At 49.1% G+C, this 24,616-nt stretch carries 28 protein-coding genes and 2 pseudogenes; 21 read left to right on the plus strand and 9 right to left on the minus strand.

Translation table 11 applies throughout. From position 1 onward, the window contains the following. Window positions 1-17 precede the first annotated feature (17 nt). From ACI6NM_RS15800 to ACI6NM_RS15840, 9 genes are all read left to right on the plus strand, one after another. The gene (locus ACI6NM_RS15800) at window positions 18-2,087 is read left to right on the plus strand and encodes a C40 family peptidase (RefSeq protein WP_002569174.1); all 2,070 of its coding nucleotides are present in this window, start codon (window positions 18-20) and stop codon (window positions 2,085-2,087) included. A gap of 34 nt (window positions 2,088-2,121) precedes the next feature. Continuing rightward, complete coding sequence (locus tag ACI6NM_RS15805) at window positions 2,122-2,400, plus strand: DUF4315 family protein (protein ID WP_002569175.1); 279 nt, start codon at window positions 2,122-2,124, stop codon at window positions 2,398-2,400. Next, the gene (locus tag ACI6NM_RS15810; protein ID WP_002569176.1) at window positions 2,393-3,094 is read left to right on the plus strand and encodes a DUF4366 domain-containing protein; all 702 of its coding nucleotides are present in this window, start codon (window positions 2,393-2,395) and stop codon (window positions 3,092-3,094) included. Before ACI6NM_RS15805 ends, ACI6NM_RS15810 begins: the two co-directional genes overlap by 8 nt. Then, complete coding sequence (locus tag ACI6NM_RS15815) at window positions 3,091-3,279, plus strand: hypothetical protein (protein WP_002569177.1); 189 nt, start codon at window positions 3,091-3,093, stop codon at window positions 3,277-3,279. Before ACI6NM_RS15810 ends, ACI6NM_RS15815 begins: the two co-directional genes overlap by 4 nt. A 15-nt stretch (window positions 3,280-3,294) precedes the next feature. Further along, window positions 3,295-5,385: a DNA topoisomerase 3 gene (locus ACI6NM_RS15820; protein WP_002569178.1), complete on the plus strand. Its 2,091-nt coding sequence runs from the start codon at window positions 3,295-3,297 to the stop codon at window positions 5,383-5,385. 643 nt (window positions 5,386-6,028) lie between these two features. After that, on the plus strand, window positions 6,029-9,646 hold the full coding sequence (locus ACI6NM_RS15825; protein WP_004853550.1) for a YodL domain-containing protein: 3,618 nt from the start codon (window positions 6,029-6,031) through the stop codon (window positions 9,644-9,646). Window positions 9,647-9,649: 3 nt separating this feature from the next. Continuing rightward, the gene (locus tag ACI6NM_RS15830; RefSeq protein WP_004853548.1) at window positions 9,650-10,603 is read left to right on the plus strand and encodes a hypothetical protein; all 954 of its coding nucleotides are present in this window, start codon (window positions 9,650-9,652) and stop codon (window positions 10,601-10,603) included. Window positions 10,604-10,605: 2 nt separating this feature from the next. Next, window positions 10,606-10,812, plus strand: coding sequence for a transposon-transfer assisting family protein (locus ACI6NM_RS15835; RefSeq protein ID WP_004853547.1), 207 nt, complete (start codon window positions 10,606-10,608; stop codon window positions 10,810-10,812). Next, window positions 10,809-11,174, plus strand: coding sequence for a cysteine-rich VLP domain-containing protein (locus ACI6NM_RS15840; protein ID WP_025489053.1), 366 nt, complete (start codon window positions 10,809-10,811; stop codon window positions 11,172-11,174). Before ACI6NM_RS15835 ends, ACI6NM_RS15840 begins: the two co-directional genes overlap by 4 nt. 177 nt (window positions 11,175-11,351) lie before the next feature. Here the strand turns inward: ACI6NM_RS15840 and ACI6NM_RS15845 are convergent, their stop codons facing one another. The 4 genes from ACI6NM_RS15845 to ACI6NM_RS15860 all read right to left on the minus strand — a co-directional run bounded on the left by ACI6NM_RS15845 (window position 11,352) and on the right by ACI6NM_RS15860 (window position 13,924). Beyond that, on the minus strand, window positions 11,352-11,603 hold the full coding sequence (locus tag ACI6NM_RS15845) for a helix-turn-helix domain-containing protein (protein WP_002569183.1): 252 nt from the start codon (window positions 11,601-11,603) through the stop codon (window positions 11,352-11,354). Between the two features lie 63 nt (window positions 11,604-11,666). After that, window positions 11,667-13,013 (minus strand): relaxase/mobilization nuclease domain-containing protein, encoded by a 1,347-nt coding sequence (locus ACI6NM_RS15850; RefSeq protein ID WP_002569184.1) that lies wholly within the window; start codon window positions 13,011-13,013, stop codon window positions 11,667-11,669. Next, complete coding sequence (locus tag ACI6NM_RS15855) at window positions 12,974-13,303, minus strand: plasmid mobilization protein (protein ID WP_002569185.1); 330 nt, start codon at window positions 13,301-13,303, stop codon at window positions 12,974-12,976. Before ACI6NM_RS15855 ends, ACI6NM_RS15850 begins: the two co-directional genes overlap by 40 nt. Window positions 13,304-13,570: 267 nt before the next feature. Further along, on the minus strand, window positions 13,571-13,924 hold the full coding sequence (locus ACI6NM_RS15860; RefSeq protein WP_002569186.1) for a helix-turn-helix transcriptional regulator: 354 nt from the start codon (window positions 13,922-13,924) through the stop codon (window positions 13,571-13,573). A gap of 381 nt (window positions 13,925-14,305) precedes the next feature. On the opposite strand from ACI6NM_RS15860, the gene ACI6NM_RS15865 reads away from it, so the two are divergent. From ACI6NM_RS15865 to ACI6NM_RS15900, 8 genes and pseudogenes are all read left to right on the plus strand, one after another. After that, on the plus strand, window positions 14,306-14,485 hold the full coding sequence (locus tag ACI6NM_RS15865) for a cysteine-rich KTR domain-containing protein (RefSeq protein ID WP_002588768.1): 180 nt from the start codon (window positions 14,306-14,308) through the stop codon (window positions 14,483-14,485). 23 nt (window positions 14,486-14,508) lie between these two features. Further along, window positions 14,509-15,498, plus strand: a complete 990-nt coding sequence (gene rlmN / locus ACI6NM_RS15870; protein WP_002569187.1) for a 23S rRNA (adenine(2503)-C(2))-methyltransferase RlmN — start codon at window positions 14,509-14,511, stop codon at window positions 15,496-15,498. A gap of 250 nt (window positions 15,499-15,748) precedes the next feature. Continuing rightward, a complete protein-coding gene (locus tag ACI6NM_RS15875) occupies window positions 15,749-15,934 on the plus strand; it encodes a hypothetical protein (RefSeq protein WP_009243795.1) in 186 nt (61 codons plus the stop codon). Between the two features lie 101 nt (window positions 15,935-16,035). Continuing rightward, window positions 16,036-16,476 carry an RNA polymerase sigma factor gene (locus ACI6NM_RS15880; RefSeq protein WP_002569188.1) on the plus strand — a complete coding sequence of 147 codons (441 nt, stop codon included), beginning with the start codon at window positions 16,036-16,038 and terminating at the stop codon, window positions 16,474-16,476. Beyond that, window positions 16,457-16,717, plus strand: a complete 261-nt coding sequence (locus ACI6NM_RS15885; protein WP_002569189.1) for a helix-turn-helix domain-containing protein — start codon at window positions 16,457-16,459, stop codon at window positions 16,715-16,717. The genes ACI6NM_RS15880 and ACI6NM_RS15885 overlap by 20 nt, the downstream gene beginning before the upstream one ends. Before the next feature lie 417 nt (window positions 16,718-17,134). After that, a complete protein-coding gene (locus tag ACI6NM_RS15890; RefSeq protein WP_004613661.1) occupies window positions 17,135-17,362 on the plus strand; it encodes a transposon-encoded TnpW family protein in 228 nt (75 codons plus the stop codon). Between the two features lie 100 nt (window positions 17,363-17,462). Next, window positions 17,463-17,561, plus strand: a pseudogene (locus ACI6NM_RS15895) (recombinase family protein); the annotation flags it as partial. A 131-nt stretch (window positions 17,562-17,692) separates the two neighbouring features. After that, on the plus strand, window positions 17,693-18,067 hold the full coding sequence (locus tag ACI6NM_RS15900) for a TnpV protein (RefSeq protein WP_438500999.1): 375 nt from the start codon (window positions 17,693-17,695) through the stop codon (window positions 18,065-18,067). A gap of 59 nt (window positions 18,068-18,126) precedes the next feature. Here the strand turns inward: ACI6NM_RS15900 and ACI6NM_RS15905 are convergent, their stop codons facing one another. From ACI6NM_RS15905 to ACI6NM_RS15920, 4 genes are all read right to left on the minus strand, one after another. Continuing rightward, window positions 18,127-19,167, minus strand: a complete 1,041-nt coding sequence (locus ACI6NM_RS15905; protein WP_438501000.1) for a RhuM family protein — start codon at window positions 19,165-19,167, stop codon at window positions 18,127-18,129. Window positions 19,168-19,174: 7 nt separating this feature from the next. Further along, a complete protein-coding gene (locus ACI6NM_RS15910; RefSeq protein WP_438501001.1) occupies window positions 19,175-20,080 on the minus strand; it encodes a hypothetical protein in 906 nt (301 codons plus the stop codon). A 4-nt stretch (window positions 20,081-20,084) separates the two neighbouring features. Further along, window positions 20,085-20,363, minus strand: coding sequence for a DUF6429 family protein (locus tag ACI6NM_RS15915; RefSeq protein WP_438501002.1), 279 nt, complete (start codon window positions 20,361-20,363; stop codon window positions 20,085-20,087). Between the two features lie 62 nt (window positions 20,364-20,425). After that, complete coding sequence (locus ACI6NM_RS15920) at window positions 20,426-21,361, minus strand: hypothetical protein (RefSeq protein ID WP_438501003.1); 936 nt, start codon at window positions 21,359-21,361, stop codon at window positions 20,426-20,428. A 159-nt stretch (window positions 21,362-21,520) separates the two neighbouring features. Between ACI6NM_RS15920 and ACI6NM_RS15925 the strand changes: the two genes are divergently transcribed. The 3 genes and pseudogenes from ACI6NM_RS15925 to ACI6NM_RS15935 all read left to right on the plus strand — a co-directional run. After that, on the plus strand, window positions 21,521-21,889 hold the full coding sequence (locus ACI6NM_RS15925) for a cysteine-rich VLP protein (RefSeq protein ID WP_438501004.1): 369 nt from the start codon (window positions 21,521-21,523) through the stop codon (window positions 21,887-21,889). Window positions 21,890-22,062: 173 nt separating this feature from the next. Continuing rightward, window positions 22,063-22,254, plus strand: coding sequence for a transposon-encoded TnpW family protein (locus ACI6NM_RS15930; RefSeq protein ID WP_438501005.1), 192 nt, complete (start codon window positions 22,063-22,065; stop codon window positions 22,252-22,254). Between the two features lie 20 nt (window positions 22,255-22,274). Further along, window positions 22,275-22,460 (plus strand): annotated as a pseudogene (locus ACI6NM_RS15935) (recombinase family protein); the annotation flags it as partial. 63 nt (window positions 22,461-22,523) lie between these two features. Here the strand turns inward: ACI6NM_RS15935 and ACI6NM_RS15940 are convergent. Beyond that, window positions 22,524-24,176 carry a DUF4368 domain-containing protein gene (locus ACI6NM_RS15940; protein WP_438501006.1) on the minus strand — a complete coding sequence of 551 codons (1,653 nt, stop codon included), beginning with the start codon at window positions 24,174-24,176 and terminating at the stop codon, window positions 22,524-22,526. Here ACI6NM_RS15940 and ACI6NM_RS15945 point away from each other — a divergent pair. Next, the gene (locus tag ACI6NM_RS15945) at window positions 24,116-24,589 is read left to right on the plus strand and encodes a PDDEXK nuclease domain-containing protein (RefSeq protein ID WP_438501007.1); all 474 of its coding nucleotides are present in this window, start codon (window positions 24,116-24,118) and stop codon (window positions 24,587-24,589) included. The genes ACI6NM_RS15940 and ACI6NM_RS15945 overlap by 61 nt on opposite strands. Window positions 24,590-24,616: the final 27 nt, after the last annotated feature.

A 24,616-nucleotide genomic window follows, 5' to 3' on the forward strand; every position in this document is an offset into this window, starting at 1 on the left:
AAAAAGTCACGCAGAAAATGACCCGCGAGGGGGCTGTCGAGGTAAACGCCGCTACCGGGAAAAAGAAACGTATCAGCAAGCGGATAAGGGACGCGGACTTTGCAAAGACCGAAGCCCCACCGCAGCCGGAACAGGCAGCGCAGCCCCTACCGGGCGGCGCAACTTCCCCGCCCTTAACCGACACGCCGCCGCTTCCCCATGCGCCGGGGGCAGAACGGGAACAGGACACCGCAGCAGCCGAGCGCGTCTTGGAACGTATCGACGGGGCGCGTACCAGAAAGGCGAGCAAAAAGGCGGCGAGGAAAGCACAGGCAGAAGCCACAGCAAAAGAAAAATCTTCCCGCTTGCAGTTTACCGACGAGGAACGGGCAACGCCGGAGCTTGAAAGGTATATCCGAAAATCGGACAAAGCAGCCGACCGTCTGGACGCGGCAAAGGCGGCTATCCCCAAAGAAAAGAAACTTGTACGGGAGCGCACCTTTGATGAAGCCACCGGGAAAGGCAAGACCCGCCTACATTTTGAGGAACAGGAAAAGCCCATAGGAAAGAATAAGCCCCACAATAACCCGCTATCCCGCCCCGCACAGGAAGCGGGTATTTTCGTCCACAACAAGATACATTCCGTTGAAAAGGACAATTCCGGCGTTGAGGGGGCGCACAAATCCGAAGAACTGGCAGAGCGCGGCGCAAAGTACGGGGCGCGGAAAGTCAAGGAGGGCTACCACAGCCACAAGCTCAAACCCTACCGGGCGGCGGCAAAGGCAGAGAAAGCGGCGTTCAAGGCGAATGTGGATTTTCAGTACCATAAAGCCCTGCATGACAATCCGCAGATTGCGGGCAATCCCCTTTCCCGCTTCATGCAGAAGCAGCAAATCAAGCGGCAGTATGCAAAGTCGGCAAGGAAAGGCGGCGCAAAAACGGCGCAGAAAGCCGCAGAGAACACCCGCAAGGCGGCAAAAAAGACCGCCGAGGAAACAAAAAAGGCAATCGCTTTTGTAGGGCGGCACCCGGCGGGCGTATGTATCGCCGTTGCCGCGCTACTCTTATTCATCATGGTATCGGCGGGGCTTTCCTCTTGCGGTTCCATGTTCTCCGGCTTGATGAACGGCATACTTGGGACTTCCTACACGTCGGAGGACAGCGACCTTGTGGCGACGGAGAACAATTACGCCGCAAAGGAAAACGAGCTTCAGCAGCAGATTGACAATATCGAAAGCACCCACCCCGGCTATGACGAATACCGCTATGACCTTGACAGTATCGGGCATAACCCCCATGAGTTAGCGTCCTACCTCACCGCCCTTTTACAGACCTACACCCCGCAGAGCGCACAGGCAGAGCTAAATCGCGTCTTTGCCATGCAGTACACTTTGACGCTGACAGAAGAAACGGAAATCCGCTACCGCACAGAAACAAGCACAGACCCGGAAACAGGGGAAACGACCACCGAGGAAGTACCCTACGAGTACCATATCCTCAACGTGAAGCTGACGAACAAGCCCATTTCCGAGATTGCGGAGGAACTTCTAACGCCACAGCAGCTTGAAATGTACCGCGTCTATCTGGAAACAAGCGGAAACAAACCGCTGATTTTCGGCGGCGGCTCCCCCGATATGGGCGCGTCCGAGGATTTAAGCGGCGTACAGCTTGTAAACGGCACACGCCCCGGCAACACCGCCGTTGTAGACCTTGCGAAGCGGCAAGTCGGCAACGTGGGCGGGCGACCCTTTTGGAGCTGGTACGGATTTAACAGCCGCGTGGAATGGTGCGCCTGTTTCGTTTCATGGTGCTACAATCAAGCCGGAAAGAGCGAGCCGCGCTTTGCCGGGTGCCAGTCACAGGGCGTACCCTGGTTCCAGTCACGCGGGCAATGGGGCGCGAGGGGCTATGAGAATATCGCCCCCGGCGACGCTATCTTTTTCGACTGGGACGGGGACGGGAGCGCAGACCATGTGGGGCTTGTTATCGGAACGGACGGGGAGCGCGTCTATACCGTCGAGGGCAATTCCGGCGACGCCTGCAAGATAAAGAGCTACCCCGTCAATTACTCCTGTATCAAAGGCTATGGGCTGATGAACTGGAATTAACATATTTTTGAGCAAAGAAAGGAGAAATTTATTGATGGCTATGAACAAAATTGAACGTATCGACAAAGAGATTGCAAAGACCCGCGAGAAAATCACCGAGTACCAGAACAGATTAAGGGGGCTTGAAGCGCAGAAAACCGAAGCGGAAAACCTGCAAATCGTACAGCTTGTGCGCTCCATGCGCCTTTCCCCGCATGAGCTTTCCGCTATGCTTTCCGGCGGCGGTATTCCGGGCATGGAAGCCGCGCCGGGCTACCCCGCAGAACCCGCAGACCACGACACCGAAGAAATGGAGGACACCGAGAATGAATAAGAAAATCCTTAGAACCTTGACCGCACTCTGCGCCGCCCTCATGCTGACGGGCGGCTTTTCCGTCACCGCCTTTGCACAGACCCCGGAGGGACAGGACGCGACCGACGACAGCGGCGTTGTCTATGAGGAACCCGAAAAGGAAGAACCCCTTACCCCGGACGGGAACGCGACCCTTGTAGACGATTTCGGCGGCAACAAGCAGCTTATCACAGTGACGACCAAAAACGGCAATTACTTTTATATCCTTATCGACCGGGACGACGAGGGCGAGGACACCGTACATTTCCTTAATCAAGTGGACGAAGCCGACCTTATGGCACTCATGGAGGACGGAAGCACCGAAGCAGCCCCGCCCGCCGTTTGCAGTTGCACCGATAAATGCGAAGCCGGAAAGGTAAATGTGAGCTGCCCTGTCTGCAAGGACAACATGACCGCTTGCAGCGGCAAGGAAGCGGAGCCGGAAACCGAGAAACCAACAGAGCAGCCCAAAGAGAAAGGCAATACAGGCGGGCTTGTGCTTTTCCTTGTCGTGGCACTTCTTGGCGGCGGGGGCGCGTTCTATTATTTTAAGTTTATGAAGCCAAAGCAGAACGTCAAGGGCGACACCGACCTTGAAGATTTCGATTTTGACGATTACGACGAGGACGAGGGGGACGGGCTTTCTGATGAAGAACAGGAGGACGAGGAAGCATGACGCTTTTTACCGAAAACCCTTTAGAAAAAATGATGGTACAAAGACCCACCGGGCGGCGTGACAGTGCGCCGCCCGTTCCAAAATCCCCGGCGTGTATGCGTTGCCCTTATAAGGCGCAATCCCCCTGTATCGGCTATTGTCTGAAACAGGCACAGGAGAAGAAGCACACCGCGCCGGAACGCTGAAAGGAGGATTTTTTCATGGCATTTAGACTTGTGATTGCAGAAAAGCCGAGCGTGGCGCAGACTATCGCCGCCGCGCTTGGCATTAAGGGGAAACAGGACGGGTATATCGAGGGCGGCGGCTACCTCATTTCATGGTGCGTCGGGCATTTGGTACAGCTTGCGGAAGCTGCCGCCTACGGGGAGCAATATAAAAAATGGAGTTTTGACAGCTTACCCATTCTGCCGGAGGAATGGCAGTACGCCGTTGACCCGGACAAGGGGAAGCAATTCAAAACCATTAAAGAGCTTATGCACCGCGCCGACGTTTCCGAAGTGGTAAATGCGTGTGACGCGGGGCGCGAGGGTGAATTGATTTTCCGCTTTGTCTACGAAGTGGCGGGCTGCAAGAAGCCCATGCGCCGCTTGTGGATTTCTTCAATGGAGGACGGGGCGATTAAGGCGGGCTTTGCTTCCCTCAAAGACGGGCGGGACTATGGCGCGCTCTTTGCGTCCGCCCTCTGCCGCGCAAAGGCTGACTGGCTTATCGGCATTAACGCCACCCGGCTTTTCTCCTGCCTGTATGGAAAGACCTTGAACGTGGGGCGCGTCCAGACCCCGACCTTAAAAATGCTCACCGACCGGGACGCGGCTATCTCCCATTTCCAGAAAGAAAAATATTATCATGTTCGCCTTGATTTATCCGGCGCGGACGCGGCAAGCGAAAGGATTTCGGACAAGGCAGAAGCCGACGCGCTGAAAGGGGCTTGCGAAGCGGGAAAGGCGGTATGCGTTTCCCTTACCAGAGAGAAGAAAACCGCAGCCCCGCCAAAGCTCTTTGACCTTACCTCTTTGCAGCGGGAAACGAACCGCATTTTCGGTTACACCGCAAAGCAGACCCTTGACCTTGCACAATCCCTTTATGAAAAGCGGCTCCTTACTTATCCGAGGACGGACAGCAGCTTTCTTACTGACGACATGGGCGGCACCGCAGCGGACATTATCGCGCTGCTTTGCGAAAAGCTCCCCTTTATGGCGGGCGCGGACTTCACGCCGGAGATTGCAAAGGTATTAGACAGCAAGAAAGTATCAGACCACCACGCAATCATTCCCACTATGGAGCTTGCAAAGGCTGACCCGGACGCGCTGCCGGAAAGCGAGAAGAATATCCTTACCCTTGCGGGGGCGCGTCTGCTTTTTGCCACCGCCGAGCCGCATATTTATGAAGCGGTTACGGCGGTTTTCTCATGCGCCGGGACAGACTTCACCGCAAGGGGAAAGACCGTACTTGCGGAGGGTTGGAAAGAGCTTGAACGCAGATACCGGGCGACGCTGAAAGATAAGCCCGAAGCAGAGGACGGGGAAAATGAGGGCGTGACGCTGCCGGAGCTTTCCGAGGGACAGAACTTTCCTAACCCCGCCGCAAAAGTAACGGAGCATACCACAACGCCGCCGAAGCCCCACAGCGAAGCGTCGCTTCTCTCTGCTATGGAGCGAGCCGGGAACGGGGACACCGACCCGGACGCGGAACGCCGGGGGCTTGGCACTCCCGCCACCCGCGCCGCCGTCATTGAAAAACTGGTAAAGGGCGGCTTTGCAGAGCGCAAGGGGAAGCAGCTTATCCCCACGCAGAACGGAGCCGCCCTTATATCAGTCTTGCCGGATATGCTCACTTCCCCGCAGCTTACCGCAGAATGGGAAAACAATCTGACGCAGATAGCAAAGGGAGCCGCAGACCCCGGCGAATTTCTGTCCGGCATTGAAGCTATGGCGCGGGAGCTTGTGCAGACACACGCCGCAGCACTGGACGGGAAAAAGGATTTGTTCCGGGAGGAAAAGCCCTCTGTCGGCAAATGCCCCCGTTGCGGTTCCCCCGTCCATGAGGGGAAGAAAAACTATTATTGCAGCAACAAAGAATGTGCCTTTGTCATGTGGAAGAATGACCGCTTTTTCGAGGAACGCAAGACCGCTTTTTCCGCGAAGATTGCCGCCGCGCTCCTTAAATCCGGCAAAGTGAATGTGAAGAAGCTCTATTCCCCGAAAACAGGCAAGACCTATGACGGAACTATCGTTCTGGCTGACACTGGCGGGAAATACGTCAACTACCGTATCGAAGTACAGAAGAACTAAAAACTTGAATAGTTATCACGACTTTTTTATTATCACGACCTTTGATGATAAAGCTGATAAACTCAAAGGTTTTCAATAAAAAAGTCGGGATAATATTTTGCAACAGACACCAATTTTTAGTTTTTGAAACCGACAATATTTCTTTAAAAGTCGGGATAACTTTTTTCAGCGAATGTGTAAAAAGTGCGATTTTACTTAAAAATGAGTTCTCCCATTTTGCATTCCTTAATAAATCAAGCATTTTGAATGGTTTATCAAAAACATTATCACGACTTTTTACTGCCATTGCATCGTTAGAAAAATTTATAAATGGACGAAAAGTCACCCATATTATCACGACCTTTTTTCGAGGAAATGGCGCAAATACAACATTCTTGGTAAAAAGTCATGATACCAAAAAAGTCGGGATAACTATTATTATCAAGAATTATTGACAATCGGAGCAAGCATAGGAAGCGGGTACCCACTTCCGTAAATCCCTGTCCTGCCGCTGACGCGCCGGACGGGGATTTTGCTTGTTGGGAAGTTTCCCAAACCCTCTAAAAAAATGAAAAAATTGTTGGCATAACGCACAGCCCACCGTAGTACGGGGCGAACCCCAAAAGCGCGGCGGTGCGCCGCCATTTCAGAAAGGAGCGAATGAATGGAAAAGAAAAAAGGTTACTCCATGTTTGAGCGTGACAAGTTAGACCCGGCTGACAGTATGCGGATAGAGCGAAATATTTATTTTGAGGAACAGACCGCTGACCTTTCCGGGCTTACCGCCCTGCCCTTAGAACAGTTACAGGCATTGCGGGAAGAATACGCGGCGGCTGAACAGGCAGCTTTTGAAGCCTTGCAAGAACAGGCGGCGGCATGGGACGAACAGGCGGGAAAGACCCTTGCCATTGACAAAGCCATTGAGTATGTGAGGACACCCGAAGCTACGCATACCGCGAACCAGTGGGAAGCTACGGACTACGGGAAGCACATCAGCAACCGCGTCTACCAAATGCGCTACCACATATCCGAGAATACCCGGTATGACAGGGAAAAAGAGAAATCCATTCCCTATTCGTGGACGCTTTCATGGAGTATTTACACCAACAGCCCCCACAATTACGGACAGGCAAAAATCGCCGGACAGGAAAGGAAAGTCTTTGCAGACAAGGCAGCTATGGAAAAATATCTGAATGGGCGTATCAAAGCCTATCAGCATTTATTCACCGAGGTATCGCCGCCTATCCCGCCAGAGTATGCAGAGCATTTCAAAGTAAACGGGCAGCTTTTACCGGGCTATGCTATCGAGGGCGAGGAACGGGCGCAGCCTACCGCTGAAAAAGCAGCCCCCACCACAGCAGAGCCGCCACAGGACACCGAACAGAGAAAGGAGCGTGAAACCATAAACGAGCAGTTTTCAATTCTTATCGACAGCCGCAGCCGCTTTGAAACAGGCAAACCGGGCGGCGTGTGGCTTCCCATGCCGACCACAACAGAGCAGCTTCATGCGGCTATGGAAAGCGTCGGCATTACCGCAGACAATCCGCAGGATTTTTTCATCAACGGGTATTCTTCTACGGAGGACTGCCCCTTTGACTTGCCGCTTTCCGTTATCCAAAGCGCAAGCATGGACGAGCTGAATTATTTTGGAAAACTTCTGGAAATGCAGAGTGACGGGGACAAGGATAAATTTGCGGCGGCGGTTACACATGGCGAGTATGCCGGAAGCATGAAAGACCTTATCAACCTTGCACAAAACCTTGACTGTTACTGGCTCTATCCCACTGTCCGCAGCGAAGAAGATTACGGTTATTATCTTATCGACGAACTGGACGAGCTGGAGCTTCCCGAAGAAGCAAAGAAATATTTCAAGTATGAAGAATACGGGCGGGACGCAGTTAGCAAGGATAAGGGGCAGTTTACCGAACAGGGCTATATCTATAACAATCAGAACACCTTTACCGAATGGTATCGGGGAACGGAAAACGAGATACCCAAAGAATACCGCGTTATGAGCTTCCCACAGCCGGAACGCGGCGGACAGGACAAGACCTTTATGGACGCAGCCGCCACAGAGCAGACCGCCCGAACCGCCGCAGAGCAGCCACAGGAGCCGCGCCCGGTTATCCCTATCGTGCTGACGAGCGAGAAGCCCGCCGAGAAATTAAAAGAGATTACCGACCGTCTGGAACAGGGTATTGCGGAACTCTTTGACAGCGAGCGTTACAAGGAATATCTGAAAGTCATGTCAAAATTCCATAATTACAGCTTCCGAAACACCGTCCTTATCGCCATGCAGAAGCCGGACGCTTCCCTTGTGGCGGGCTTTTCCGCTTGGAAGAACAACTTTGAGCGAAACGTGATGAAAGGGCAAAAGGGAATTAAAATCATTGCCCCGTCGCCCTATAAAATCAAACAGGAAATGCAGAAAATCGACCCGCACACGCAGAAGCCCATAATCGGCAAGGACGGGAAGCCCGTCACCGAGGAAAAGGAAGTCACCATACCCGCCTACAAGGTGGTATCCGTCTTTGACGTTTCCCAGACCGAGGGAAAGGAGCTGCCGGACATTGCCATTGACGAGCTGCCGGGCGACGTTGACCGCTACAAGGATTTTTTCGCAGCCCTTGAAAAGACTTCCCCCGTTCCTATCGCCTTTGAGAATATCGAGGGCGGCTCTCATGGCTACTACCACTTGGAGGACAAGCGCATTGCTATCAACGAGGGCATGAGCGAATTGCAGACCTTAAAGACCGCCATTCACGAAATCGCCCATGCGAAGCTGCACGACATTGACCTCAACGCGCCAAAGGACGAGCAGCAGCCCCACATTGACCGCCGCACCCGCGAAGTCGAAGCGGAAAGCGTCGCCTATACCGTCTGCCAACATTACGGGCTTGACACGTCGGACTACTCTTTCGGCTATGTCGCCGGGTGGAGTAGCGGGCGGGAATTGTCCGAGCTGAAAAGCTCCCTTGAAACGATACGCAGCGCAGCCGCCGAGATTATCAATTCAATAGACGAAAATCTTGCGGAGCTGCAAAAGGCACAGGACAAGGAGCAGACCGCCGGACAGGAGCAGCCCACCAGAGAGGAACAGGCAGCCCCGCCGGAGCAGCCGCAGCCGGAAGCCCCGGCAAAGGCAGATACAGCCGGGAAAGAGAAGCCGGAAGCAGCCGCACCGGGAAAATCCGGCGCACAGGAAAAGGCGGGTGCAGCCCCGAAAGAAGCCTTTACCCCGGAAACGATTTACAAGGTGCGCCGGAACCCTTACAGCGACAGCCGGGAAAACAGCTACCTCTTGCAAGCCTATGTGACACAGGAGAACGGGCGGGCGAAAATGGGCGACGTGCTTTATACGGGAACGCCGGAGAAATGCCGCGAGCTTATGGGGCAGCTCAAAAGCGGCGAGCTGACCGAGGGCGACGTAAAGCAGCTTTACGCAAAGGCACAGGAAACGGCGCAGACCGCCGGACAGGACAAAGACACCTTTTCCATTTACCAGATAAAAGGCGGGGACGAAACAAGGGATTTCCGCTTTGAGCCTTACGACCGCCTGCAGGCGGCGGGGAATGTGGTTGACAGGGCGAACTATGAGCTTGTCTATTCCGCGCCCCTTGCGCCGGAAACTTCCCTTGAAGATATTTACACCCGTTTCAATATCGACCACCCCAAAGATTTTAAGGGACACAGCCTTTCCGTTTCGGACGTGGTAGTGCTTCATCAGGACGGACAGGACGCGGCGCATTTCGTTGACAGTGTAGGTTTCCGGGAAGTGCCGGAGTTTTTACAGGAGCAGAAGCAGCTTACCCCGGACGACTTGGAAACGGGCGAAACTGTCAAAACACCGAGAGGGACTTTCCATGTAACCGCCATGAGCCGGGAGCAGATAGAAGCCGCCGGATATGGCTTTCACCACCAGTCGGACGACGGAAAGTATCTGATTATGGGGAATGGGACGCGGGCGTTTGCCGTTGCCGCAGAACAGGCGCAGCGGGACAATCCCTTGAAAACCGCCGAGCAGACCACAGAGCAGAACGGGAACATGATTGACGGTATCATCAACAACACCCCCACCGTTGACGAACTGGAAGCAAAGGTAAAGGCGGGCGAGCAGATTTCCCTTGTTGACCTGGCTAACGCTGTCAAAGCCGACAAGGAGCGCGGCAAGGGAGCGAAGCCGGAAAAGAAGCCCTCTATCCGGGCGCAGCTTAGAGCCGACAAGGAAAAGGCACAGAAGAAAAACGCAAAGCAGAAGTCACAGGACTTGGAAAGGAGCTGACCCATGCCGGAACAGAGCAAATTTGAAAACGTGGATTTGTTCGCTTCCCTTGAAGCGATTATGAAGCAGAACACAGGCTTTTACCAGAGCGACTTAGACATTGACAAAGAGATTATCGCAAAGGCGGCGGCAAGCCCCCACAGGGAGGACAAGACCCTTTTGTGGTTCTGCCGCCCGTCCGGGACGCACTGTTTCCGGGAGCGCGACGTTTTCCTCAAAGACACCGCGCCCCACAACACATGGCGTTTCTACATGGAGCAGACAAGCGACCGCGTTCTTGCCTATGCAATCGAGCTGACGGGAAAGGAGCGCGGGAAAATCAAGGGCAATCTGTACGAACTGGACTACTCTAAACATTATGAGCGCGTCAAGGAAAAGGAGCTGCCCGCCGATACGGTGAAGCTGATTTATGAGCGAGGGGAAAGGGAGATACCCGCCGGACGGTTCTTCAACGGCAACCCAGACCCGCAGCTTGGGAAGTTTGAACGCTTTGAAGCCCTACCCAACGACCCGGACGCGCTGCAATCGCTCTTACAGGAAGAACGGCGCAGCCGGGAGCAGCTTTCACCGGGGGACTTCAAGGCGCATATCACAGCCTTGCGGGACGGGCTGATTGAAACGGAAGCGCGGCGCATTGTGCGGGAAATGAAGCGGCATTACGAGCCGAACAGCCCGAACAAGACCCATTTCATGGCAGAGCTTTCCCCGGCGTTCATGCGGCTTGCAGCCACAAAGGACACTGACCGCCTTTTCTCCATGCTGCCCTACAAGACACTTTCCTTTTCCAAAATCGAGGGCAGACATGGGATGTATGCGCTGATTGACAAGGGGGAGAACCGGGACAGGGAGATAAGGAAGCCCCGCCCCTCTATCCGGGCGCAGATTAAAACGGACAAAGCAAAGACCGCCCCGAAAAAGGCGGCGGCGAAAACAAAAAATCACGATTTGGAGGTGTGAACATGACAAAACTGACCGTAGAGGAAACAAACCTTTTGAGCATTTACAAGACCGGGAGCCGACAGGGGCTTATCGTCGCCATGAACGCCGCGCTGCCCTTTATGGACGGGGAAATGCGGGACTTTGCAGCCCGTACCCTTGCCAAAGTGGAGCGCATGGGCGAAGCGGAGTTTGCGGTGCTTCCCATTTACGCCGCTGATGAAGCATGAGTGGGATTAAGCGGCTGACACCGCCCCAGAGCCGGAAAGTAAATGCGCTTGTGCGCCGGACGTGCTGCAACTGCGATAACGGGAACTGTATCTTACTGGACGACGGGGACGAGTGCGTATGTCCGCAGCTCATTTCCTATTCGCTTCTCTGCAAGTGGTTCCGGGTTGCGGTGCTTCCCGCCGACAAGCTGCTCTATGCGGAGCTTTACCAGACCGGGGACAGGAAGAAGTGTACCGAGTGCGGCGCGTTCTTTGCGTCAAGCTCTAACAGCGTCAAATACTGCCCCGACTGCCGGAAACGTATCACTCGCAGGCAGGCCGCCGAGCGCATGAGGAAAAGACGCGCCCCTGTTACGCAGTAGGCGCGGAAAATCCCTTGATTTACAGGGCTTTCCGGGCGTGAAAATCGGATAGGCGATACTTTATACCTTTACCCCCGAAAATGGCGTTCTACTGCGTAACATTCACGAAAACAGCACCCATAAAAAGACAGGGCGCGGAAGTCATATACTGGCTTCCGCGCCCTGTTCTTTTTTTGCCTATCTGACATTTCCCTTTTCCATTTCTTCAAGCGGGAACTGCGGGAGGGCTTCTATCAGCTTCTTTGTGATAGACTGGCGCATATCTTCGTTGATTTCCTGTTTCGTGCTTCCGTCTGGCTGTCTGACCGCTACCGTCGATAGCCTGTCGATTTCGTCCTTGTAGCAATCCACGACTTTCTCCACCGCCCATTTCTCCCCGGCAACGGCGGCGCGTATGGTTTCATATTCCGGCATTTTCTGGTTTTCCATGCTCAACGCTCCTCTGCTTTTTGATAGCCCTATCATAGCACAGCGGCGGGGATTTTGCTATCCTTATCCGCGTTCTGTTTCCTTTTCCCGTTCCGGCTGTCTGTCTGCCTGTAAAATGCTGTCAATGTTCTGCTTGATAATATCATATTCCCGGACTTTCTTTTTCAATTTTCCATAGTCGGCGTAAAGGGCTTCTTTCTGCGCTTGGAGGGCTTCATACTCCGATTGCAGCGCGGCGAGGTTCGGGAGCTTCGCAATGCCCGCCGCTTTCAGTGACCTTACGGCGGCTTCATGGAGGATAATTGCCTGTTCCTGTCCGGCGCGGTACTTCTCCCTGTTCCTTGCCTTGCGGTATGCGTCATAGACAGGCTTTGTCTTTTGATAGGTGGAAACATTCTTGATAAGCACCGCCATTTCCGCAAGCCGCTTTTCGGCGTTCTTCAATGCGTCTGCCGCCTGTCCGCTTTCCGCTGCCATTTCCTCAATCCGGCTGACTAAATCCGCGTACTGCTCAATCTTATGTTCCGTCAAGAAATTCATTGTTTTAGCTGCCTGTTTCAGATTGTGGATTTTCGCCCACTGTTCATAGCCCTTACTCTGCGCTGCCTTGATACTGTTCTCAATGTCGATAAGCAGCGACACGCCGCGCTGCTCTCTGGGAGCTTTCGCCACCTTTGTCCGTCTGCCCGCTATCCGTTCCCTTACGGCTTCCTCTGTATAGTCTGCGCCGAGGGTTTTAAGGCGGGTGAAGCGTTCCTGTCCGGGGGCGCGGCATGATACATATTTCCCCGGCTTTATCTCATAGCCCGCCGCCTGTAACCGCGTTAGCAATTCCTCAAAACTGGAAACTTGGGGGATAAGCGCGTCAACAGTGGTTTTCAGCTTGCCTTTCCAACTTGTACCCGTCTTTTCTGCCTGGTACTCCGCATAGCTCTTTCCCTTGCTGCCCTTGCCGGGGACGACAACGGACAAGCCATTTTCCCGGCACAGCTTGTCGCTCATGTTCCGTATGCCGTAATAGCTCCTTTTGTTGGAATTGTATTTATGGTGGTCTACAAAGTTCACCGCGCAAAAAATGATATGGTTATGGACGTGTCCTTTGTCAATGTGCGTCGTGAGTACATACTCATGCTGCCCCTTTGTTACCGCGTCGGCAAGCTGCTTTCCGATTTCATGGGCTTTCTGATAATCGACTTCCCCCGGCTCAAAGGACTGTATCAGATGAAAGGCTAAATTGTTCCCCTTTTGGAGTGCTTGCGACAGGGTATATTCAAACTCAATATCTGCCGTTTCATAGGAGCAACCGAAAGAGGACACAAGCATTTTCCCGTCCGTCTTGTCCGGGTTTTCGATATAGTCAAGGGCTTTGCTTAGAGTGCTTTTAATAGGCTTAATCTTTGTAACCGCCATATCTCCGCAAGCACCCCCTTTATTTCCTCTATGTCCTCTTGGTATGCGTTCCCCGTCGCGTTTACGCGGCGTGCTATCTGGTTGACGTTGACACCGATTTTCTGTATCTCTGCGGTCATAGCCTTTATATCGGCGTGGTCTATCTGAATGATATACCCGTCAATGGCAATCTTCCGCAGATACGCCGCCATGTTCCGGGTGGGTACGAGCTTCATTTTTTCCAGTATTAAATCCCGTTCCGCTTCCGTCACTCTGAATTTGATTTGCACTGTCCTTTTGCGTCCGTCCATGTGTTCGCTCCTTTCCTTTCCGTTCCGAGGGTTTGGGACACTTCCCAACAAGCAATTTTCAACCGACGCGCCGCAGCGCGGGAGGGCGAAAATACGGAAGTGGTACCCGCTTCCTATGCTTGCTACGAATGTTTTTATCCTTTAGGCTCTTATCACCTACTACGGAGAAAAAGCGATTTTGCCAAACTTACGCAAAAGAAAAACGCTGCAACCTCAAAAAAGATTACAACGCTTTCTAAATCCTGTTCAGTTTTAAGTCGGACATTCCTATTCGCCCTCTTTTTCGACTTCGGAAATCTCCTTTGCCGTTGCGGTTACAATCCGTATGCCTGTATCGCTCATACCGTCAAGAAGCGCGTCAAGCTGCCGCCGCTGCGTGTTCTTCTCCGGCGGCGTTTCTAAAAGGAATTGGTCTACGGATATATGGTAACGCTGTATCAGCTCAAAGAATATCTGTAAACTTGGGTGCTGCCCCTTGTTCTCAATGTTCGCAAGGTAGCGCGGCGAGATAAACATTTCGTCGCCTACTTTCTTGCGGCTCTCCTTGCATCCCTCACGCGCTGCCTTTATCGCTGCCCCAAAAGCCTTAAAGTCGTATCGTGGTACTGGTCTTTTTGCCATAGTTATTCACCCTATTACATTTTACTGTTCCCCTTTCTTCTTGGATATGTCTACGTAGTTCTATCAGTTAGCCAAAATAATTCATATATATATGTTGACAACAAGCTGCTTTTGTATATAATATTATATAAAAGGGGGGAATGTTTATGTTACATAGCATGCGTATTCGATAAGCATTGAAATCAAAAAAGATTTTTCCCATTTTCAATATGGGCTTTTTTGTCATGCTTATTTTGCGTATGCTATACAACAAAACTAACGACGTATAGACATAGTATAAAAACTATGCCTTAATTTTGTTGTAGTATTATATGTATAAATGCAGGTCAATGCTCATGTTGAGAATTGACCTGCATTTTTTTGCGCAAAAGGAGAAATATTATGCTTGAAAAATATTGGATAAAATGTCCAATTTGTAACGGAAAGACGAGGGTTCAAGTATTTTATAATACGGTATTAAGAAATTTTCCTCTTTTCTGCCCTAAATGTAAATTAACGCATATCGTTGATGTTGAAAAACTAGAAATCATAATCAAAAACTCTGAAAAACAAACTTTTTAATTTTGAAAAGGAAGGATATTTAAATGAAACACTTACCTAAAAGTACACCTACGGAAATATTGAATGACCCATACGGATTTACTTACAAAGAAATGTCGGAAGTAATTGGAGAGGATAAAGCAAGAGCCTTATATACGGAATTGTATAAACAGCCATTTCACAAAGAAAATCTATCAATATCAACAAAAAAAGTCTATAAAAGTAGCGATACTGAAAAGTATGTTTATGAATTGAAAGATAACAGGTATATTGAAACGGTTTTTATTAAACGGCGAGATGGTGGGACTGTTTGCGTAAGTACGCAAGTTGGTTGTTCTGTTGGCTGTATTTTTTGTGAGTCCGGACGCAATGGTTTTGTTCGTAATCTAACACCGTCTGAAATTGTGCAGCAGGTTGTATTGATACGTCAAAAAGTAAATCGTATCGTTTTTATGGGAATGGGAGAACCTTTATTCAATTACGACAACTTGATTGCAGCAATCCATATTCTTCGAGATAGAAATGGACTTAACTTTCCAACCGACGGCATTACCGTATCAACAGTTGGTCCAGTTAATCAATTAAAAAAATTGCGCGAAGAACATCTAAAAATTCAGTTGACAATATCTTTACATGCAGCAACACAGGCTGCGAGAAACTGTATCATTCCTCATATGCACATGTACGCTATTGAAGATGTTGTTAAGCAAGCATTGTCCTATTCTCAAAGGCATAATCGAAAAGTGGTATTTGCGTATTTGCTTTTACCAGGTATAAATGACCGTTCCTCAGATATAAGGCAACTTGCAAAATGGTTTAAGGGCAAAAATGTTATGATTAACGTGCTGCAATACAACCCGACGAGTAATTCAAAAATTAGAGCACCACAAAAACAAGAAATGGTTGCGTTCAAACATCAATTAGAGCAAACAGGACTTGAAGTTACCATGAGAGTTTCTCATGGTAGAGAGATTAAAGCAGCTTGTGGACAGTTAGCTAATACATATAATAAAGCCAAAAAACAACAGAAATAATTTAATTAAAAGAGCCAGACGCACAGACGCAGAGCCGATAATATGCAGTTTGAAATACTGCTGTTATCGGCTCTTTTTTGATTTTAATTTGTGCCCCTAATAACCATATTGGAGCAAAATCAGAACTGTTGCTTGTCGTTCTTTGATTTCCGCAGCAGCTTTGAAAAATCAAAGCCGCCGTTTCTTTTTATCTTCTAATGAAATGACGCGGTATCACTGTTGAAATCGGCGGCTAAAGGAGGTAGCCGCCATGAAGCAAAAAGCATATCGACAAAATCCGACAGTTATTGACTTATCAAAAAAAGCCCGCCCACCACCGGGGGAAACTACGCTTATATATATGAACTGTCTAATCATCTGGATACTGCTTACAATGCCTATGCGCCCGTCCGGGCTTTTCGGACGGGCGCATTTTGTACGTTCAAAAAATTTTTGAAGAAATTTCAAAAAATCTTCGGCGTTTTTGAAAAACGCCGTATTGCCCCGCGAAAAGGGGGGAAGCACCACCAACTTTCCAACGAGAAAGGAGGTGAGAATGTGGAACCTAATAGCAGGGAGTTTTACAAACAGTGTGCTTTTCAGAAGTTTTGTAATACGGTATTGCACAATGAAGCTTGCGACACCCATAGAGAACTTCGCAGACACAAGGCAAAGGAAGTGACCTTTTCCGACATGACCTTAGACGAAGCGCGGCAGCTTCATACGTTTGATGAATATTTCAAACGTGAAGCCGCCGAAACCGTCTTTGAGAAAGCCGGGAAGAAAATCACGCCAAAGCTGCTTCTTGAAGCAATCCGTACTTTGCCGGAAGAAAAGCGCAAAGCCATATTGCTGTATTACTTCGAGGGAATGAACGATACCGAGATTGCGGAGCTGTTCAACACGTCGAGAAGCACGATACAGTACAGGCGGACAAGCTCTTTTGAGAAATTAAGAAAATATCTGGAGGAAAATGCTGATGAATGGGACGAATGGTAACGAACCCGGCTACCCGGAAAATGCCCTTGTTCCTTATCCTGTCATTGTGGCAGCGACAAAGGGCGACCCGGACGCCATGAAGATTGTCTTGCAGCATTTCAGCGGCTACATAGCCCGCCTCTCCATGCGGAAGCTGTACGACGAGCGCGGGAACGTCTATTTTGGCGTAGACCACGACATTCGGGAACGGCTGCAAGCAAAACTGATGATGGCTGTCCTCACCTTTAAGGCAGAGGAATAAACCGCAGCGGCGGCGGGACGCTTTCTCTCTCCCCCTTTTCCGTTCCGCTGCTGACGCGGCAGCAAAGCCATTCTGAACCTTGACAAAGAAAGCGGCGCAAGATAACGGCGGCGCAGCATAGGGCAAATCGGATACGTTCCTTTTGCGCCGAGCCATACGGCGGGTGCGCCATGACGCTATCCGGGTGAGGTTATCCCCGCCCGGACAGCCGAGCGACCAACACCGCGCCGGAAAGCAAGTGTAGCGGCTTGCGGGCGACGACACGCAGAATATACAATGATACTTCCTTACAGCCACAGTCCGAGCGTTAAGAGCGTCGCAGGCAATGGGTAGGGCGGCATGAGAACCATGCCGGGGTGAAATTCCCATGAGGTTATGCTAATAACCGTCCGATTAAAGCCTTTGTTTTATTGAATAGTGGACTTGCTGCTATTCATAGACTATATTATATGTTTGCGAAAGAAAGGGGGATTTTCTTTGACGCAAAACCAAACGCCCGTTACCACAACGGAGCATAAAATAGGAAAAGTTACTTACCTTGTATGTTCGTCCGCAAGTGAACGCGCAACGGACACACTGGATAAAAAGATAAAAAAACTCATTCGCAAAGACATGGAACTGAACCCCGCAAACGCCCGGAAATAGGGCGTTTCTTCACATTTTATACATGACACAGGCAGCGGTATGTGGTATAATATAGACAGTACAAATACCATGCTTGTCTGTCGTCGGAAAGGAGGACAAAATGTTACAGACAGACAAGATTACCGCTTTATATTGCAGATTGAGCCAGGAAGATATGCAAGCCGGGGAAAGCGAGAGCATACAGAACCAAGAGTTAATATGTAAAGGGTGGTTTCTGCCACCTAATACATATGACTGCGGCTCATTTGTGGTAAATTGAAAAGCAGTTGTAAGAAAGGAGTCAAAAAGCCTTATAACCGCTGGAAATCAACGCAAAAGGAGCTGAGCTTTATGAAATCTATCTTTGAAGAAATGGGCGGAACATACCGTCAAGTGGGCGATTATTTCATTCCCAACATTACTTTGCCGGATGACGGCGAATATCAGATAGGCAAATATGGGCGTATGCGCCGCAGCTATCTGAAAGAGTACCGTAAAATCCTCTACAACAACTATGTGCTGGAGGGAACGCTGTTCAAGCATTTAGCTGGACTCGATCAAGCCTGCAACGAGCGCATGAAAAACATCGTTTCCGCTATGGCAAAGCAGGAAGGTGTGACCGAAGCACTCAAAGCGGCTGATCAAATAGAATGGGTGCGCCGTATGAACAGTATCTGTAACCGTGCGGAAGAAATCGTTCTGCACGAATTGGTATATGATCTGTAAACCTGATACAAAAGCCCCACACTTCTGACAATAAAATCGGAAGCGTGGGGTTTCCTGATTTATTTTGTTTGTTTGCTGTTTTCTTCGATATTTGCCACAAGACAGTCGAAATCACTCTGATATGTTCTATCCTGCAAAACACGGAATTTTTCAAATTCACTTTCTGCAAACGCCTTTGCGATGGCAGCGGTCACTTTGCCTTTGTCATGTAAAATATCTTCTTCGTTGAACTGGAGGAACGCATCCAAACGATTAACCCAATCCTGCATATACATGATATTTCCCCGCCGTGCCTGTCTTTCGGCATAGTCCAGATACATTGTCACGATCTCATTCAGATTTATCATTTCTTCTTCGTTCAAGTAGTTTTTGGCGATTGAAACATCCGACTTGCGAATACGCCCCTGCGGAGCATTTTTCCAAGTTGTCAAGCCCATGTTTGGTTTTGTGCTATCGGCTCGTCCATAAACAATCTCAGCCGCCGTATGATGAGTGACAGCGTAATGAAGCTTATTCTGTACTGTGGCAAAAAACTCTTTTGTAACAGGACTGTTCACATCATAGTCAGCACTGCACTGGGAGTAAATGTCCGTGATTTTTTGATAAAAACGGCGTTCGCTGGAGCGAATATCACGAATACGCTCCAACTGTTCCTCAAAATAGTCCTTACCAAAGAGGTTTTCTGGTTCTCGCAGTCGTGCATCGTCCATCACATAGCCTTTAATAATAAATTCTTTTAATACTCGATTTGCCCAAATGCGGAACATCGTAGCCTTTTTAGAATTAACACGGTATCCGACAGCAATAATGGCATCCAGATTGTAATAGCTGGTATTGTACCGCTTGCCGTCTGCCGCAGTTGTTTCCATTTTGGAAACAACTGCTTCTTCCTGCAATTCGCCAGATGCAAAAATATTTTTCAAATGTTTTGAAATAGCCGCCTTTTGCACTTCAAATAATTCTGCCATCTTTGCCTGCGTCAGCCACAAGTTTTCCTGATATAAAAGGATTTCAACCCGAACTTCACCATTATCGGTTTTATAAAACAGGATTTCCCTTGTTTCATAAGGAGTTAGCCCATATTCTTCGTTCATATCCATTCCCTTCCTATTCTTCACTTTTGTTTCTCGCTCTGCTTTTGTAAACATTATGCTTATTCTTGCACTGCGGGCTGCAAAATACAGCACTTGGTCTGCTTGCGACAAAAGCTTTGGTACAATGCCTGCAAAGCTTAATCGGGTTTTCGCTGTCGGTCAGCATAAAGCTGAACATCATCTGAATCCCAAGCATAAGGGAGTGGAAATCCCAGATAATCGTCGGCTTGTCAAGCAGTGCAATCCGGTAAGTTGGTGCAATACCGCCAAAGGCTGTCATTCCTTCCTGCATCAGAAGCCTTTGATCTGGTGTCATATCATCGTAATCTTCGTAAAAAATAACAGAAGTCAGGAAAGTGAACGCCAAATCAATAAATTGCTGTTTCATCCATTCGTATGGCTCGGCATATTCCCGCTGAAAGCTCATATTGACTGCCATCGGCTTATCGCTCATGGTCATAGCAAGCGCCATCATCACACGGTCATTCTGTATGTTCCACATGGATTCTACACCACGCTTGACCACATCCGGATTGTGAAACGGAAAGAACAGATGCAGATAATCCTTAGTGGACATGGTTTCTTCTTTGATAAAGTGATTTTTCGGCAGATAAACTGCTTCATAGTCCATAAATGTTGGTGTGGTCGGCAAAGCTGTCATAAGACCAAGCAAACCATACTTTACTGCAAATTGTCCAATAGCTTTTTGTATCTCCTGTGGAGTTTTGCCCTGCGATTCCATTCGTCCGATATTGATAGCGTCTAAGACTATCTGCTGATACTCTGCCAGTGGATCATAAATACTCGGTTGTGCCGTCTTGGTGGGCGTGAGATACAGAGTTCCGTCCTCTGCCGCCCTCCATTCATATTCACTATACCGCACCCAATTAGAACTGGTTCGTTCAAAAAGGTTCTTCATTTTCTCACCCCTGTTTCCAATCACTGATACCATATTTAGACAAAAGCTCTTTTGCCTGCTCCATACCGCTTTCCGTAATATATACCGATTTGGAACGGGACGGATGATTTCCCTGCCGAATATAGTCTGCATCGTCCAATTCGTTCAGTATATCAAAATCATAGCCTTTCCACGCATAAAAATCGGTTGCTTCGTGAAACTTTTCTCCCTGTGTAAAGCGGGAGAGGTATAACAGCATCAGTGTTAATTCCTTCATTGCTTCTTCTGCTTTTATATTTCCCATATCAGTCTATTCCTCACTTCATATTGTAACCTGAATAACTCAGTTTTATATTATCAATTATATTATTTCTTTTCCCCTGAATCAATCTCCATTCCAGATTCTTCTAAAAAATCTTTCTCCAATAAGGTCATTGGCTGCTGCTTTTCTGCCTTGTCCAAAAGTGCAGGAAGCAGCTTTTTTCGTATCTTCTTTAGCATTGTGCCACGCACCTTGCGGATATTCCGGTCGCTTTGATTCCGTATTTTAGCGATTCTTGTTGAGCTAAACAGCCGGACAGCGCAGAGAAAGAGTAGCTCCTTGTGTTCCTCATTCAATTCCCAGAGGATTTTGGATAGGTATTCTTCCGTTACCAGTTCATGGATGTCGTAAGGACAGTAGAAAATGGCGTCAATAAAATCTCCCTTTCGGAGCTGCTTTTCCAGTACGTCGTTTAGCATATCCGGGAAAAAGAGTTCATTGGCAGATGCACCATAGTCAAGCGGAACATCGTCACCGCTGCGACTGAGTTCATGATAGCGTTCCCTACGCTCCCGATTGGCATCCAGCCTGTCCCACCATGCAATCACATTTTCAAACTCCCGTTGTGTTCTGGCGGAATCCTCCAATCGTGCAAGGGCTTCTGCCCGCAGTTCTCGTTTGAGCTTCTTACGCTCCGGTTCTCCCTCGTCAGTACCATCCTCAAAGGGATGTTCCTCGGCGTCGGCTTCCAGTTCTTCGATGAGCTGTTCTTCTTTTGCAATCTGCCACATGGCTTGTTCGGATAATTCGGTTTCTTCGGTATCCGTATCATTGTCAGCAAGAACAACTTGGTTCTTCCGCTTCCTTCGCTTCTTTTCGGGAAGATCGTCAGCGGCTTCTTCCTCATCGTCCCAAAGGGCATTTTCATCCTCTTCGTCATCGACTATGTAATCGAAATCGTCCGTTTCATATTCATCTTCATAGTCAGTATCTTCTTCATAAAAGCCGTCATGTTCATATCGTTCGGGATCGTCGAACACCGCAGACACCTCCCTTCAAAAATATTTTTGAAAATTTCTTGGATTCTCCGTAAAAACAGTTCCGCTAAGTACCCTGTATTTCTCCTATAAGTGAGGAGGTAATCTATTTTATCTGTTATTAGATTACTTTCGACACTGAATGAAAGGAGGAAACCGCCTATGTCAAACAATTATCGTGAGCTGACGGGCAGGGAGAAGCAGCGGATCAAAAAGCTGGTTACTTCTCTCTGCGCCAACTACGACAAAGAGTACGGCTGCCTGCCATTGGACTGTGACTGTCCAATGTTGGGAATCTGCTTTACCAACAGCGCACTATGCAGATATTTCCGCAAGTCTGTCCTGCCGGAAGATGCAGGGTTGGAAGCTGTATTCACGCAAATACCGACCACTCATTGCAAACAATGCGGCAAGCCGTTCCCAACTGACGGAAAACGGGTGTACTGCTCACAGCACTGCGCCGAAGAAGCTCGCCGTAAGCAGACCGCAGCACGGGTACGCAAGTACCGGGAGAAACAGCAGCAGATGTAACGCTTTTGCCCTCGGAAAGCCTTGTGCCGCAAGGCTTTTTTGAGGGCGTTTCTGCATTGGCAGGGTGTTAATACCTTTTGCTCGATTTTAACCATACAAATGGTTACATCATGCCGGAACTAAACCTATTATACGAAAAAACAATGAATATTTCAACACGGAGGTAACTGCCTATGGCAAAAAACGAGAACAGTAATTTTTCTTATGTGATTCGCCGCATTGGCGGCACCACCTATAAAGTTAAAGTAGTATTCAGCGATACAGAGAAAGAAACAATGGAGGATAAAATTTTACGGATGATTCGCAATGAAACGGTTACAACTGGCGGAACTTGTGGTATAATAGATTCACCACAAATGAGCTGACAGTCTGAAAGGAGCGCATCATGAGCGTAAAACAGACTGAAGGAAAAATCACAGCTTTATATGAAAGACTGTCCCGTGATGATGACCAAACTGGTGATAGCAACAGTATTGTCAATCAGAAAAAATACCTCGAAAGCTATGCCCATCAGAAAGGTTATACGAACTGTCAGCACTATACCGATGACGGTTGGAGTGGAGGAAATTTTGTTGAGGTAAGATAACGACACCTTTTTTGCAGAGGGTGTTATCTTACCTCTTTTTGATGTATGTTAGATAGCATAACTCTTTACGTCGGCTCCTATCTGTCTGAAATAGGAGATACTTTCGGTAGGCTTGTCACCTGTATCAACTCTGCCGACAAAGCTATAAAAGATTTCGATTTTGCGGGTGTTCGTTTCCTTATCCAGTTCGTGAATAAGAATACGGTCAATAAATTCATGGACGTTTTCGTAGGTCAGTTCTTCAATCGCTGTGTATCTGCGTACCAGTGCGACAAACCTTTTTACGTCCGCGCTGCGCTCGGTGGCGTTGTCGATTTCCTGTGACAGCTCCGCAATCCTCCGGGTCAGCGTCTTTTTTTCTTCATCATAGCCGGAAGTCAGAAAAGCAAATTGTTCATCTGAAAGTTTCCCTAAAGCGTTGTCCTCGTAGAGCTTGCGGAATAAGATGTTCAGCTCGTTAATACGGTTCTGCGCCTTGTCAAGCTCTTTCCGCTGCTGTGTCAGCGTCTTTTGTACTGCCTTTGCGCTGCACTCGTTGGCTGTTTCGATAAACTCCTGTTCATGCTCTTTCACATAAGACGTTACTCGCTGCAAGTCTGCAAGGACAAGTTCTTTCAATACGCTTTTGCGGATATAATGCGTAGTGCAGAGCATATCATTTCTTGCCCGGTTGCGGTAGTTGCCGCAAGTGTAGGCGTGTTTCCGTTCAAGCGTCCCGGCTCCGCGTACTGCATACATTTTGTAGCCGCAGTCCCCGCAAAAGAGCAGCCCGGAAAACAGGTCAATTTCATCAACCTTTGTCGGGCGTTGCCGGGTGGCAATCCGCTTCTGTGCAAGTTCAAAGGTTTCTTCATCAATCAAAGGTTCGTGAGTGTTGGGGAAGAAATACCTTTTTTCCTCCGGGTTCTTTTTCGTCTTTTTCGACTTATAAGATACCTTGTAGGTTTTCCCGGTTATGGTATGCCCTAAATATTCTTTCCTTGTCAGAATGTCGTACAGCGTCTTATCCGGCCAGTTGTACCATGCGTTGAGCTGTGGGCGGGGGTGGCGTTTGCTCCCTGTCCTGCGGTAGCGCAGTTCCCCGACGGTCAGTATTTCATTGTCCCGCAGCCAGTTCTGGATTTCACACATACGGTCGCCCCGTACATACATTGCAAAAATCTGTTTTACGACGTGCGCCGTTTCCGGGTCGGGTATCAGATGATTGCGGTTATCCGGGTCGATAAGGTAGCCGTAAGGAGCTTCGCCGTTGACGCGCTCGCCTTTCTGCGCCTTTGCCTGTTTGACAGCCCGGATTTTCTTTGAGGTGTCGCGGGCGTAAAACTCGTTGAACCAGTTCCGCAGAGGGGTAAACTCGTTATCTTCCCTTGCTGTGTCTACACCGTCGTTAATGGCAATGTAGCGCACTTCATATTCGGGAAAGACAATCTCTATCAGCTCCCCGGTTTTCAGATAATTACGTCCCAGACGGGAAAGGTCTTTTGTTATGACGGTCGCCACGTTCCCGGCTTCAACCTCATGCAGCATGGCTTGAAGCCCCTCACGCTCAAAGCTCACGCCGGAAAATCCGTCGTCTACGAAAAAGCGCGTGTTGAAAAAGTGGTGTTCGTCAGCATACTTTTGTAAAATCAGTTTTTGTGATGGAATTTTTGCAGATTCAGCCAGATACCCATGTATATGAAGGTGAGCTGGAACAGGCATTGATTGACCACCTCCAGCATTTTCTTCTGGAACTGGGACGAGGATTTTCTTTTGTAGCACGGCAAAAGCGGTTTACACTGGATGGACAGGATTTTTTCATCGACTTAGTATTTTACAATTACATTTTGAAATGCTTTGTTCTGATTGATTTGAAGATGGGAAAACTGACCCATCAGGATCTGGGACAAATGCAGATGTATGTGAACTATTATACCCGTGAAATGATGAATGAGGGAGATTCACAGCCTATCGGTATTGTCCTTTGTGCAGACAAGGGCGACTCTATTGTAAAGTACACGCTGCCGGAAGATAATCACCAGATATTTGCATCAAAATATTTTACTTATCTGCAGACAGAAGAAGAATTGAAGCATGAATTAAATTTGGACGATTTTTATAAGCTGGAAGAATGATATGGGTGCTAACAACAAAATCTGTCC

It is taken from the genome of Pilosibacter sp. YYHA0881, assembly GCF_051602715.1.
Classification (GTDB): Bacteria; Bacillota; Clostridia; order Lachnospirales; family Lachnospiraceae; genus Alitiscatomonas; species Alitiscatomonas aceti.

What these genes read in the sequence shown, in the direction of transcription:
- ACI6NM_RS15800 (WP_002569174.1), top strand. Translation starts at nt 18, where the DNA reads ATGACCCGCGAGGGGGCTGTCGAGGTAAACGCCGCTACCGGGAAAAAG.
- ACI6NM_RS15805 (WP_002569175.1), top strand. Translation starts at nt 2,122, where the DNA reads ATGGCTATGAACAAAATTGAACGTATCGACAAAGAGATTGCAAAGACC.
- ACI6NM_RS15810 (WP_002569176.1), top strand. Translation starts at nt 2,393, where the DNA reads ATGAATAAGAAAATCCTTAGAACCTTGACCGCACTCTGCGCCGCCCTC.
- ACI6NM_RS15815 (WP_002569177.1), top strand. Translation starts at nt 3,091, where the DNA reads ATGACGCTTTTTACCGAAAACCCTTTAGAAAAAATGATGGTACAAAGA.
- ACI6NM_RS15820 (WP_002569178.1), top strand. Translation starts at nt 3,295, where the DNA reads ATGGCATTTAGACTTGTGATTGCAGAAAAGCCGAGCGTGGCGCAGACT.
- ACI6NM_RS15825 (WP_004853550.1), top strand. Translation starts at nt 6,029, where the DNA reads ATGGAAAAGAAAAAAGGTTACTCCATGTTTGAGCGTGACAAGTTAGAC.
- ACI6NM_RS15830 (WP_004853548.1), top strand. Translation starts at nt 9,650, where the DNA reads ATGCCGGAACAGAGCAAATTTGAAAACGTGGATTTGTTCGCTTCCCTT.
- ACI6NM_RS15835 (WP_004853547.1), top strand. Translation starts at nt 10,606, where the DNA reads ATGACAAAACTGACCGTAGAGGAAACAAACCTTTTGAGCATTTACAAG.
- ACI6NM_RS15840 (WP_025489053.1), top strand. Translation starts at nt 10,809, where the DNA reads ATGAGTGGGATTAAGCGGCTGACACCGCCCCAGAGCCGGAAAGTAAAT.
- ACI6NM_RS15845 (WP_002569183.1), bottom strand. Translation starts at nt 11,603, where the DNA reads ATGGAAAACCAGAAAATGCCGGAATATGAAACCATACGCGCCGCCGTT.
- ACI6NM_RS15850 (WP_002569184.1), bottom strand. Translation starts at nt 13,013, where the DNA reads ATGGCGGTTACAAAGATTAAGCCTATTAAAAGCACTCTAAGCAAAGCC.
- ACI6NM_RS15855 (WP_002569185.1), bottom strand. Translation starts at nt 13,303, where the DNA reads ATGGACGGACGCAAAAGGACAGTGCAAATCAAATTCAGAGTGACGGAA.
- ACI6NM_RS15860 (WP_002569186.1), bottom strand. Translation starts at nt 13,924, where the DNA reads ATGGCAAAAAGACCAGTACCACGATACGACTTTAAGGCTTTTGGGGCA.
- ACI6NM_RS15865 (WP_002588768.1), top strand. Translation starts at nt 14,306, where the DNA reads ATGCTTGAAAAATATTGGATAAAATGTCCAATTTGTAACGGAAAGACG.
- rlmN (WP_002569187.1), top strand. Translation starts at nt 14,509, where the DNA reads ATGAAACACTTACCTAAAAGTACACCTACGGAAATATTGAATGACCCA.
- ACI6NM_RS15875 (WP_009243795.1), top strand. Translation starts at nt 15,749, where the DNA reads ATGAAGCAAAAAGCATATCGACAAAATCCGACAGTTATTGACTTATCA.
- ACI6NM_RS15885 (WP_002569189.1), top strand. Translation starts at nt 16,457, where the DNA reads ATGAATGGGACGAATGGTAACGAACCCGGCTACCCGGAAAATGCCCTT.
- ACI6NM_RS15900 (WP_438500999.1), top strand. Translation starts at nt 17,693, where the DNA reads ATGAAATCTATCTTTGAAGAAATGGGCGGAACATACCGTCAAGTGGGC.
- ACI6NM_RS15905 (WP_438501000.1), bottom strand. Translation starts at nt 19,167, where the DNA reads ATGGATATGAACGAAGAATATGGGCTAACTCCTTATGAAACAAGGGAA.
- ACI6NM_RS15910 (WP_438501001.1), bottom strand. Translation starts at nt 20,080, where the DNA reads ATGAAGAACCTTTTTGAACGAACCAGTTCTAATTGGGTGCGGTATAGT.
- ACI6NM_RS15915 (WP_438501002.1), bottom strand. Translation starts at nt 20,363, where the DNA reads ATGGGAAATATAAAAGCAGAAGAAGCAATGAAGGAATTAACACTGATG.
- ACI6NM_RS15925 (WP_438501004.1), top strand. Translation starts at nt 21,521, where the DNA reads ATGTCAAACAATTATCGTGAGCTGACGGGCAGGGAGAAGCAGCGGATC.
- ACI6NM_RS15930 (WP_438501005.1), top strand. Translation starts at nt 22,063, where the DNA reads ATGGCAAAAAACGAGAACAGTAATTTTTCTTATGTGATTCGCCGCATT.
- ACI6NM_RS15945 (WP_438501007.1), top strand. Translation starts at nt 24,116, where the DNA reads ATGGAATTTTTGCAGATTCAGCCAGATACCCATGTATATGAAGGTGAG.
- ACI6NM_RS15940 (WP_438501006.1), bottom strand. Translation starts at nt 24,176, where the DNA reads ATGCCTGTTCCAGCTCACCTTCATATACATGGGTATCTGGCTGAATCT.